Below are 11350 nucleotides of genomic sequence, written 5' to 3' on the forward strand. Positions count from 1 at the left end.
CAAAGGTACGCAATTTATAAGGTATAGGAGTAATCCACCCATCACGGAATTCCTGCGCGATAATTAACCTAGAAATAGTAGTTTTGTGCCTGATCCCTGCAATGAGTGGGAAGGAATGTAATAGGTTGTCTGCTAAGCAAAGCGGACAAGGTATAAGCTGATTTGACAAAATGAAAAATAAAGTGGTACTCGTAACGGGCGGCACATCAGGTATAGGCAAGGCGCTGGTGTTTGCGTTTGGTAAGGCGGGAGCAAAGGTGGCCTACTCTGGTCGTAACCAACAGAACCTCGACCATACCGCACAAGAACTGTCGGCGGCAGGTATAGATAACCTGGCTATAAATGCCGATGTGAGTGTGGAAGCCGATTGCGAGCGCATGGTGGCTGAAACAGTAGCGAGGTATGGTAAGCTGGATGTGTTGATTAATAATGCCGGTATCTCGATGCGTGCACTTTTTGAAGACCTGGACCTGGATGTGCTGCGCAAGGTTATGGACATCAACTTCTGGGGAACGGTGTATAGCACCAAGTTTGCGCTGCCTTACATAAAAGCGGCAAAGGGTTCTATCATCGGTATTTCGTCTATTGCCGGCTACCGCGGGCTGCCAGCCCGTACCGGTTATTCGGCTTCTAAGTTTGCGATGCATGGTTTCCTGGAGACGCTCCGCACCGAGCTGCTGCATTCCGGTGTGCATGTGCTGATCGCCTGCCCGGGCTTTACGGCCTCCAACATCCGCAACACAGCGCTTGCAGCTGACGGACAACAGCAAGGCGAGACACCGCGAGACGAACAGAAAATGATGAGTGCCGAAGAAGTGGCCGATCGTATCCTGCAGGCGACCATCAAACGCAAACGCGACCTCGTGATGACCACCCAGGGCAAGATGGCGGTATGGGTAAACAAGCTCTTTCCAAGCCTGGCCGATAAGCTGGTGTACAATGTGATGGCGAAGGAAAAAGACTCACCGTTGAAGAAGTAAACTACTGTGTCATAAAATTACGGCAGCTCCAGCAGATTGTGCTTGCGCACGTAAGCCTTTTCGCCTTTCCAGCGGATCTCGTACCAAATGTCCTGCTCTCCTGTAATAGGTACTTTGTGCCCCTGCGAAACAGTAGCCAGCCAGGTAGCCCCAGCTGAGGGTGCTGACATGATTGCCACCTGATCGTTGCGGATAATGCCTTCGTCACCCAGGTCGAGGAAGTTGATGTAGTAGAGGATGAAGAGTAGGTATAGCACAAAGCCTACTTTGAAAGTCTGGCTGAAGCGGTGCCCTTTGCGCCAGCTCACAAACATCACCGTCACGGTTACCACAGCCACGAGCAGCAGCAGCTCCAGAATGCGCATGTAGTGCTTGCTGAACTGGGTTTTGAAGAACTGCAGGTCATTGTACTCATAACCGCTCAGCCGGTGCGTCTGTCCGAGCTCCTCCATCTTTTTGAGGACCGATCGGCTGGGCTGTTTCTTGTAGAAGAGATGCAGGTAATACATGGCTCCGGTATAGTCACGCACACTTTCCTTGATGTAGGCCATCTTGAGGAGCATTTGCGGGGTGTATACCTGCTGGTGCTGCAGCAACGAATCATAAAGCGTGAAAGCCTCAGTGTACTGCAGGCTGTTAAAGAGAGAATCAGCTTGGGATAGGGCTTTATTATCTGTCTGACTATAAACTGGTTCGGTGTTTAGCGCCAAAAAAAGGAGCAAAAAACCAGAGATTTTGAACCAAAGATTTTGCATTTAAACAGATAGATATTACTTTTGCAACGCAATTAAGGGAATCGCCCTTGAGAATGCAAGTTAGTAAAAAGATTCTGTAGCTCAGCTGGTAGAGCAATACACTTTTAATGTATGGGTCCTGGGTTCGAATCCCAGCGGGATCACAAATAGCGCCTCCTTTATCTAAGTAAGGAGGTGCTTCATTTCACTAACTTATTACTGATTCTGTAGCTCAGCTGGTAGAGCAATACACTTTTAATGTATGGGTCCTGGGTTCGAATCCCAGCGGGATCACTTCAAAAGCCTCAAACCTGTGTTTGGGGCTTTTTTTATTTCCCTTGTTGCCTAATCCAAACCCTTTCGGCAGTTTCGAGTTTAAAAGCCATAGTTTATCTAAAGTCTATCAATGGAAAACTTTGTCAAGATTCAGGTACCGGTAACAATCTCTTACCCCGCTTTGGAAAGCGTACTCCAAAAGCAGCTGGTGGGCGAATACATACCGAAGCCCTCCGAGGATGCGGATGCAAACCCCTACGCTCAGATTCTGGATGTTGGCCTGGCAGGCAGCAGCGCCGGTGCCGGTGACATCATCTTAAAAGTCAGGATCCGGGTTTTAAGGACCATACTCAAGCGCGATAATGTGGACCTGTACGTGCAGGCAACGCCAGGCTACGACAACGACCGGCAGCAGGTATACATCCGCCGGTTTAACATGCAAGCGCAGACCTCCAGCCGCTTTTATAATTCCTCGCTCGAAGTACTGGTCAACAAGGTGGCCTATAACCAGATCATTCAGAAGGCAAGAGTAAACCTGTCCGAAATCATCGCGGGCGAACTGACTAAGGCTAACGGGATGCTGGAAGCAGGTATGGATTTGAAGGGGCTGAAACTCACGGGTGCCGTAGAAGAGGTGCGTGTGCAAGACATCACGCCAAAGTCAAACCGTTTGTTCCTGAACCTGGAGTTGCAGGCAAAAGTGGAAGTAGATGTGTTTGACCTGAGCGAACTGCTGCCCGCCTAACCTGAGCCGAACTACCCAGAAAGAGATGAATATAGGTATAGCAGCTATATTTTTTCATTGCAAAAGATTTTTTTTTTTGATCTGTTAAAGCTTTGATGCTTAGGATGATTAAACCAAAATTGTGTTGGGTCGTTTTATACGGATACCTTTGAGATCGCGAATAGTAGTACCAGGTTTTGGCAATTAAGGAAAAAGCCCTACTTTTGCACTCCCAACACGGGAAACACATAGTACTGATTCTGTAGCTCAGCTGGTAGAGCAATACACTTTTAATGTATGGGTCCTGGGTTCGAATCCCAGCGGGATCACCGAAAAGAAAGAGGCTGTTTACGCAAGTAAGCAGCCTCTTTTGTTTTGGCCCTCTCTTTGTCCTGATCTCATGTTTTTCGCCTGCAGCATACCTTTACCGCAAAGGTATAGCATGCCACAAAAGCAGCAAGTCAACAAACAAAAATCCCTTGGCTACTGCGGTAGTCAGGGGATTTCAGGTATAGGGTATAAGCATTTTACTCAGTTTTGTAGAGCGTCTCAAACAGCTTGTATTTAAACTGCTTGTACTCCTGCAGCACCGCTACCATGGCAAACAAGGTCAGGGCAATCACGATCGGGTACACCATGTAAAGCATCGGGTGCAGGAGCGGCAAAAACAGCAGACCTAACAGCAACATGGACAAGAAACTGTACAGGTATGAAGTCTTGGCACTAAAGCTCAGGATGCCACCCTTTACCATTTTAGGACTGGTGAACGAAGCTATGATCCCGATTGGTGTCAGGACCATAACGGCTGCAGCATACATCAGCAGAATGAAAGTTGCCTGCTCGTGGTTAAAGAAGGCCACATACAGCACCACAAGGGCTGCGTCTATCAGGATAGGCATGCGCAGCGGCAACAGGCTGGCCTTCAGAAATTCCTTGTAGCTTCCTGTAGCACGCTCTGTCGTCAGCCACAGGTTTTTGTAAAAGCCCCACACGTTGTTGAACACATAGGTATAGATCACGAGCGGACCCACAAAAAACCAGAGTGTTGCGTTCTTGTCCAGCATATGGATGCCCTTGGCCGTGTACACCGTTGCGTCGATGCCCAGCATCAGCACCTTGAAACCCAGACCGAACAGAAGCAGTTGCTTGGCCATTTTGTGATTCTTGAATAGGCGCCAGCCCAGGCTACGTCGGGCATTATGACTGTAATTCACGGTACGGCGTTTTGGTTCGAAGGCTGCCTGCTCCAGCAGGAAATTCGCAAGCAGAAAAGAGGCCAGCGAAGCCAGATGCACCACCAGCATCATCACCGAATTCACAGGCTCAAACATAGGCGCGCGGGCTTCCAGGGCTATAAATGCGCCTGCCATGATCACGGCGCCCCAGAATGCGCTGCTGCGCCAGTTGATGCGGCGCTCAATAAACACCTGCAGTGATCGCCTTGTGATATGGGCTGTCAGGAATACCAGGAAACTCTGTACCAGGTGCAGCACAGTATAGTCAGACGACATCATAAAGAGCAACAGCAGGAAGTTGAGCAGCACGAAGTAGAACGGCGATACCAATTCCACTACAAGCTCAGTCCAGAAGCGCTTGAGCGGCTTAACAGGGTATATGCGGTTAATGAAATCAGCTTTCGGAATGTAGGCCGGGAAAAAACCCCGCAGGATCGTGAAGGCCAGCAACAGCAGGTTGGTATAGCCCAGCATCTGGCTGACATCCATATTCAGTCCGCCTTCACGGGCCTGCTGAAGCAGGTACGTAAACAGCCAGGCATAAAAAGCCGACAGCACAATGCCAAGCGCAAGCAGGAGCACCCGCTGCATCTTCTTGTGCCGGAAATAGCTATTCAGTCTTGCCTTGCAGGAATATAAAATCAGATCCATGTAATTGAGTTTAGGAGTTGGAGAGTCGGGGAATTTAGGAGTGCTCTACAATCTCAAACTCCTAAACTTTAAAACGCTCAAACTAATTCAACATCCAGTCGATGTCGGCGTCGGTAGTGGTGTGGTGTGGCTGGAGGAGTTGGAACAGGGCCTGGTCGATCAGGGCTTCGCCGTTCATGGTAAACTCCTGTACCGAGCCGTTGTACATCAGCTGTCCGTCATTAAGCACTCCGATGTGCGTGGCTACACGCTCCACATAATTCAGGTCATGTGACGAGATTAGTACTACCCGGTTTGGCGTGCTGTAGTTGCGGATCAGCTTTACAAGTAGCTGCGCTGCGATCGGATCAAGACCTGTGAAAGGCTCGTCCAGGATAAGCACGCGCGGCTTGTGAAGAATGGCCGCCACAATGCCGACCTTCTTTTTCATACCCGTAGAGTAGCCCGCAATATTTTTGTGAAGCGACTCCCGCTCTGAGAAAAAGTAATTGGTCAGGCTGTTGATACGCTGCTGCGCCTCATCTTCAGGTAATTTATAAAGCTTTGCCACAAAGTTGAGGTATTCCAGTCCGGTAAATTCTTCAATCAGGGGATTGTCTTCGCAGAGGGCACCTAAATCCTGCTTCACTTCAAGTGCATTGCTCAGGTAGTCCTTGCCAAAAAGCGCTATTGTGCCGCTGTCAGGCTTTATGAGATCGAGAATACTGTTGAGGAAGGTGCTTTTGCCAACGCCGTTTTTTCCAAGCAGGCAGTAGCACTGGCCCTGTTCTATTGTAATGTCAAGCGATTGCAGTACATGTTTGTTGCCATACGCTTTGGATAGTCCTTTTATCTCGATGCTCATATTCTTCCCCTGGCTAAATATAGTAATATAACTATTCTTAATACAGGTATAAATTTAGTTATACCCCCGAAATAGTCCAAACATTATGCGCGAAACTTAAGCTGAGTGCTGCCAGCATCCCTGAAATCTTATGCGCATTTGTGCTAAAGCAACATTGGTAGCTATGCATAAGGTTTCGGCGCTTCTCAAATGTTTTGCAATTTTTTGATATCAGTCACGCAAGCCTTTAAGAGCCAAAACTTTGCCACATTGCCATTGCTTTAACAAACAAATTGATTTTATGTTTTTAGGTTAGTCTAAAAATAAAAATAAGTAAATCTAAACTTTTATTTAAGTTTGTCTCGTATTAGTCTTGATAAGCTTAAACTATTGAAATGAAGTACCTATACCTGATTTATGTATTGCTCATGCTCCCTGTCGTAGTTAGTGCGCAAACCGGCAAAATAGAAGGGCAGGCACTAGCCGGGGGCGCACCAGCAGCTTTTGCCAGCATCGGCCTGGTAGGAAGCAGTGTCGGTGCTACTGCTGATGAAGAGGGGTATTTTGAATTAACGCCAGTACTGGCAGGAGAGCACAAGATCAGCGTTTCAGCCATTGGCTTCAGGACGCAGGAAGTGGCAGTGACGGTAAAAGCCGGAGAAACAAGTAATGTGAAAGTTACTTTGCAGCCCCAGGATGCCCGACTGCGTGAAGTGGTGGTGTCGGGTACCATGCGCGAAACGTATCTGCTGGAGTCACCGGTGCCGGTGGAGATCTACACCCCCAAATATTTTCAAAAGAACCCTACCCCGGCCATATTTGAGGCGCTTGAAATTGTGAACGGAGTGCAGCCACAGATCAACTGCAGTGTGTGTGGCACCGGCGACATCCACATCAACGGCATGGAAGGCGCCTATACCATGGTGCTGATCGATGGCATGCCGATCGTAAGCGCCCTGTCTACAGTCTACGGACTGAGTGGCATACCCAACAGTTTGATCGAGCGGGTGGAGGTGGTGAAAGGACCAGCCTCTACCTTGTATGGCTCCGAAGCTGTGGCAGGCCTCCTTAACATCATCACCAAAAGTCCTGCAACGGCTCCACGCCTCTCAGCTGACCTGTTCTATACCTCTCACCGCGAGCTGAATGCCGACATAGGGTATAGCAAGCGCTGGAACCGCGCTTCGACCATGCTGAGTACTAATTACTTCCGGTTTGCCGACCGGCGCGATGTGAACCAGGATAATTTTACGGACATCCCGCTGCAGCATCGCTTTTCCATCTTTAACAAATGGAGCCTGAATCGTCTGGAAAACCGGGTGGCTAACCTGGCGGCCCGCTACTACTACGAAGATCGCTTTGGTGGGGAGATGCAGTGGCAACCGGTACACAGGGGAGGCGATCATGTATACGGCGAGTCAGTGTATACGAGTCGCTACGAAGTGCTGGGAAGCTACCAGCTGCCTATACCTGAAAATCTGCTGTTCAGCTTCTCTTACAACGATCATCAGCAGAATGCTGCTTACGGGGAGACTAACTACAAAGGGCATCAGCGGGTGGGCTTCGGGCAGTTGGTATGGGATCGTGACCTGGGCGCAAAACAGAAGCTGCTGCTTGGCACCACCTACCGCTATACCTGGTACGATGACAACACGCCTGCCACCCAAGAGGGAGATGATGAGGCTACTGAAAACAGTCCGGATCAGACTTCTTTGCCAGGGGCCTTTGCACAGCACGAGTACAAAGCTTCTGATAAGTTCACGCTGCTCTCCGGTTTGCGCTACGATCACCACTCGGCACACGGAGGCATTTTTTCGCCGCGTCTGAGCATACGCTGGGCTCCGGATGAAGACAATATCTTTCGTCTGAGTATGGGCAATGGCTACCGTGTAGTCAACCTGTTCACCGAAGATCACGCCGCCCTCACCGGTGCCCGTGAAGTAGTCATCCGAAACGAACTGAAGCCAGAGCAGTCCTACAACGTCAACCTGAACTACCAGCGCTACATTCCGCTTGGTAGTGGCTTTCTGAATTTGGAGGGGTCGGCCTTCTATACCTATTTCACGAACAAGATCGTTGCTGATTTCCTGACGAACAATACGCAGATCATCTACGACAACCTGAGCGGGCATGCCATTTCCAAAGGTATAGCCTTAAATACGGAGCTGGCCTTTACCTTTCCGCTGCGCCTGCACACCGGCGTTACGCTGATGGATGTGTACCAGGTGCAGGACACAGGTGAGGGACAGCATGAGCGTGTTCCGCAATTGCACGCACCCCGGTTCTCGGGCACCTTCACCGCATCGTACCAGTTCAGGCAGCTCGGCCTCACACTGGACTACACAGGCAGTGTGAAAGGCCCGATGTACCTGCCGGTGCAGGAGAATGATTTCAGACCGGAAATGTCGCCTTGGTTCAGTCTGCAAAACCTGCAGGTCACCAAGACGATGGGAGAAGGGCTGGAGCTATACGGCGGCGTTAAGAACTTGCTGAACTTCATGCCCAAGCACCCGCTGATGCGCCCCTTCGACCCTTTTGACCGGCAGGTGGAAGTGAACAACCCGTATGGCTACAGCTTCGACACGGAGTATAATTATGCGCCTATGCAAGGCCGACGTTTTTTCCTAGGTGTTCGCTATACCTTGCCGCAGTAAGTTAAGTGTTTGACTGCGTGAACAGTTTGAGTGTACTTCGTGTTAAGTGACAGGATTTGCAGGAAAATAGCCGCAAAAAAACAGTTCTGAGCACAGATGACTGTTGCAATTCTCAATTATGCAGTATACTTTTGCAAACCTAATCAGCTGCGCACGTGGTGAAACTGGTAGACACGCCATCTTGAGGGGGTGGTGCCTTCGGGTGTGGGAGTTCGAATCTCCCCGCGCGCACTCTAAAAGCTCTGTTCTTAACTGGACGGGGCTTTTTTTATGGCTATACCTTCCGCTCGAACGGATTCTCGGGCTTCACCAGCATCACCTGTTCGCGCTCGACTACTACGGCACCGGCCGGGGCGCCTTTGGGTTTGCGCACCCATTTTTTGGGAGTATAGAGTACAGGACAAAGTGAATCGCTTTTACGCTTGCTATAGTAGGCGGCCAGTTGGGCGGCTTTTTCGAGAACGGTGGCAGGGACGGTTTTTCCTGCCTGATGCTTAATCACCACATGCGAGCCTGAGACGTCTTTGGCGTGCAGCCAGATGTCTTCCTTGTAGGTATGGCGCTGCGTGAGTAGGTCGTTGTTCTGGGCGCTTTTGCCAACCAGTATCTTATAGCCTTCGGTTTCAAATAATCGGAAAGGTGCTTCCTGCTGGGCCTGCTGTTTGGTGGTGAGCAGGTGGGCATGCTCTTTCAGGTATAGCTTGAGCGCCTTATAGGTCTTTGCTTCCTCCAGCGCATGCAAAGCATCATCCAGCACAATGGCTTCTTCTAGTTTGCGCTCCTGCCGCTCCTCCAGTTGGCTGATCTCAACATGCTGCTTCTTCGCTTTTCGGTACAGACGTTCGGCTTGCTTCTGGGGCGTTTCATTTGCCTTGAGCTTAAACTTGCGCTGGCGGTCGGTATAGAAGTCGTAAAGCTCTACTTCAGTGGCACGGGGCGGAATATTGGTCAGGTTCGCCATGATGATGTCAGCAATCTGGGAATAGGAGCGACCGTGGCGCAGTTCATGCAGCCGGGCTTCTGTCTGCTCCAGTATGGCCTGAGTGGCGCGTTGCTTCTTGCGGAGCTGTTGCTGTGTCTGTTCAAAGATGCGCTCAAAGCCGGTTTCGCTCAGGTAACTGCGGGTAAAGCCGTTCAGCGCCTCTATCGGGTTATCATATACCTGCAGCACTTCCCCCAGCTGGAGCAATGATAGCCGCAGCTTTCCGTCCAATCTGATCAGGTAATACGCCGCAGGTGCTTCGAGTAGCTCAAGCATAGTCTGCACCAGCTCCCACTTGTCTTCGGGCGTGAGCTGGCTATACCCTTGTTGTTCCAGGTACAGGGCAGGCAAATCGCCAAAGGTCGGGTATACCTTCTTGATATTACCCTCTGCTGCAGCAAAGGCCTCGAAGTTCTGGCGGATAGGCCTGTCCATCTGTAGCGGGTTCAGCTCCAAGTCGGCTCCAAATTTCTTATGAAACAGCTTAAGCGGCTCGTCGCCTTGAAACAGCACGATGTTGGAGCGGTTGCCAAAAAGCTTGAAGAGCAAGGTATAGCCATCGCTCAGCCTCAGGTAAAAGCTGCGCTCGTTCAGGTGCTGCACCACATCCTGCACGGTTTGCCCCAGCAGCTCCCCAAAAAGGTTGATCGTATTGGCCTTAGCCCGTTTAAACTCAGACGGGAAAGAAAGCGATGAAAAGTGCGCAGTGAGTGAGGCGCGGACATACAGCTCCCGCTCCCCCTCAGTAAAGCCTATCACCAGTTCGTCCTTGTTCTGACTGAAGCAAGTGACAACCTCCATCCCTACCAGCCGACTGCGCAGCTGCTCGGATAGTTGCCTTAAAAAGTAGTAATTCTGGTGCATTTATACCTCAATCTGCAGGCCGTCGTAGCCTAGTCGGATAAAGTCGGGGAGGGTCAGTTCCACCTCGCGGTGGAGGCCCAGCAGGTGACTGATGTGGGTCAGGTAGGCACGCTCGGGCTGGAGGTCCTCGAGCAGTTCGATGGCTTCCTGCAGCGAGAAGTGTGATATGTGCGGCTCCTGGCGCAGGGCGTTCAGCACGATCACTTTAGAACCGCGCACTTTTTCCTTTTCAGATTCCGAGATGTAATTGGCGTCGGTGATATAGGTGAAATCTCCCACACGGTAGCCCAGCACGGGCAGTTTGTAGTGCTTCACCCGGATAGGTATAAACGGAATACCTTCAATCTCAAAAGGCTCTTCGGTAATAGGGTGTAGCTCAACCCGCGGAATGCCGGGGTACTGTATACCTGAAAAGATATAGGCGAACTCCCTTTTGAGCTGTTCCAGCACACGTTCCTCACCGTAGAGCGGCATGTCCTTGTGCTGCGAGAAATTGTAGGCGCGGATATCGTCGAGGCCGGCAGTATGGTCTTTGTGCTCGTGGGTAAACACCAGGGCATCGAGCGTGCGGATGCGCTCGCGCAGCACTTGCTGGCGGAAATCAGGGCCGGAGTCGATGATGATGCTCTTGCCGCCTACCTGCAAATGTACCGATACACGCAGGCGTTTGTCCCTGTAATCAACAGAACGACACACTTCGCAGGAGCAACCGATAACCGGTACGCCCTGCGAAGTGCCCGTGCCTAAAAGCGTTACTTTCAATTGGTTCTTTCCTGATTGCGGATGTCCTGGTAGAGCTGTCGGTTCTTCTCGCTCAGCAGATTCTCATCCACAGTAATGGTTCTCAGAATGTCGTACAGGCAATTGATCTTTCCTTCAAGGCTGAAGTACTTATTCACGACAGCTACTTTCATGTCTTTGAGCACACAGTAGCCTGCTTTAAAATTCCCCTTCTCGTAGCGCAGTACAAAATCCGACTCCGCAAAAATATCCTCCAGCTTATTTAAAAATGGCCGCGTGTACTTCAGTTCCATTTACAACTCTCCGGTGTGCTTCTTTACGGTCTGTACCAGCATGTCGAAATCAAGCGGTTTTGGCAGGTACTCGTTGATGCCCACTTCCTTGAAGTCTTCCATGGTGTAGTTGTTGGCGTTGCCTGTTACTGCTATGATCGGAATGTTGGAGATCTGCTCGTCTTTGTGCGCACGGATTTCCTTAGAGCACTCCATCCCGTTTTTGATCGGAATGTTGAGGTCCATCAGGATGGCGTCGATCTTATTGTTCTCTACCTGCTTGATTACCTCACTACCGTTCTTGGCGGTCAGGATCTTGTAGTTCTGAAGCTCGAGAATTTTCTTCGTCAGGTTCAGGATCACAGAGCTGTCTTCTGCAATCAGGATGGTTTTGTTGTCTGCCATGGGTTTAAT

General features: G+C 50.4%; 10 protein-coding genes and 4 tRNA genes. 7 read left to right on the top strand and 7 right to left on the bottom strand.

Annotation, left to right across the window (positions count from 1 at the left end; translation table 11 throughout):
• Positions 1 to 170: 170 nt before the first annotated feature.
• Positions 171 to 980, top strand: coding sequence for an SDR family oxidoreductase (locus tag BW972_RS12360; RefSeq protein ID WP_076422365.1), 810 nt, complete (start codon positions 171 to 173; stop codon positions 978 to 980).
• Positions 981 to 997: 17 nt separating this feature from the next.
• Here BW972_RS12360 and BW972_RS12365 read toward each other — a convergent pair whose 3' ends face one another.
• Positions 998 to 1690, bottom strand: coding sequence for an SH3 domain-containing protein (locus tag BW972_RS12365; RefSeq protein WP_234986371.1), 693 nt, complete (start codon positions 1688 to 1690; stop codon positions 998 to 1000).
• A 115-nt stretch (positions 1691 to 1805) separates the two neighbouring features.
• On the opposite strand from BW972_RS12365, the gene BW972_RS12370 reads away from it, so the two are divergent.
• From BW972_RS12370 to BW972_RS12385, 4 genes are all read left to right on the top strand, one after another.
• Positions 1806 to 1878: transfer RNA gene (locus BW972_RS12370), tRNA-Lys, on the top strand.
• Between the two features lie 57 nt (positions 1879 to 1935).
• Positions 1936 to 2008: transfer RNA gene (locus BW972_RS12375), tRNA-Lys, on the top strand.
• A gap of 112 nt (positions 2009 to 2120) precedes the next feature.
• Entirely contained in the window at positions 2121 to 2735 is a 615-nt protein-coding gene (locus BW972_RS12380) for a DUF4403 family protein (protein WP_007653789.1), read from the top strand.
• Between the two features lie 235 nt (positions 2736 to 2970).
• A tRNA-Lys gene (locus tag BW972_RS12385) sits at positions 2971 to 3043 on the top strand.
• A gap of 198 nt (positions 3044 to 3241) precedes the next feature.
• Here the strand turns inward: BW972_RS12385 and BW972_RS12390 are convergent.
• The gene (locus BW972_RS12390) at positions 3242 to 4600 is read right to left on the bottom strand and encodes a hypothetical protein (RefSeq protein ID WP_076422366.1); all 1359 of its coding nucleotides are present in this window, start codon (positions 4598 to 4600) and stop codon (positions 3242 to 3244) included.
• Between the two features lie 82 nt (positions 4601 to 4682).
• Positions 4683 to 5444 carry an ABC transporter ATP-binding protein gene (locus BW972_RS12395; protein WP_076422367.1) on the bottom strand — a complete coding sequence of 254 codons (762 nt, stop codon included), beginning with the start codon at positions 5442 to 5444 and terminating at the stop codon, positions 4683 to 4685.
• A gap of 374 nt (positions 5445 to 5818) precedes the next feature.
• Here BW972_RS12395 and BW972_RS12400 point away from each other — a divergent pair, with 374 nt between their 5' ends.
• Positions 5819 to 8077 carry a TonB-dependent receptor gene (locus BW972_RS12400; protein WP_076422368.1) on the top strand — a complete coding sequence of 753 codons (2259 nt, stop codon included), beginning with the start codon at positions 5819 to 5821 and terminating at the stop codon, positions 8075 to 8077.
• Between the two features lie 149 nt (positions 8078 to 8226).
• Positions 8227 to 8308, top strand: a tRNA-Leu gene (locus tag BW972_RS12405).
• A 43-nt stretch (positions 8309 to 8351) separates the two neighbouring features.
• Here the strand turns inward: BW972_RS12405 and BW972_RS12410 are convergent.
• From BW972_RS12410 to BW972_RS12425, 4 genes are read right to left on the bottom strand one after another with little or no spacing between them, the layout of a single operon-like run.
• Positions 8352 to 9923: an NFACT RNA binding domain-containing protein gene (locus tag BW972_RS12410; RefSeq protein ID WP_076422369.1), complete on the bottom strand. Its 1572-nt coding sequence runs from the start codon at positions 9921 to 9923 to the stop codon at positions 8352 to 8354.
• Positions 9924 to 10685 (bottom strand): MBL fold metallo-hydrolase, encoded by a 762-nt coding sequence (locus BW972_RS12415; protein ID WP_076422370.1) that lies wholly within the window; start codon positions 10683 to 10685, stop codon positions 9924 to 9926.
• Entirely contained in the window at positions 10682 to 10957 is a 276-nt protein-coding gene (locus tag BW972_RS12420) for a hypothetical protein (protein ID WP_007653775.1), read from the bottom strand. The genes BW972_RS12415 and BW972_RS12420 overlap by 4 nt, the downstream gene beginning before the upstream one ends.
• Entirely contained in the window at positions 10958 to 11341 is a 384-nt protein-coding gene (locus BW972_RS12425; protein WP_007653774.1) for a response regulator, read from the bottom strand.
• Positions 11342 to 11350 lie beyond the last annotated feature (9 nt).

This window comes from Pontibacter lucknowensis, assembly GCF_900156415.1.
In the GTDB taxonomy this organism is placed as follows: domain Bacteria; phylum Bacteroidota; class Bacteroidia; order Cytophagales; family Hymenobacteraceae; genus Pontibacter; species Pontibacter lucknowensis.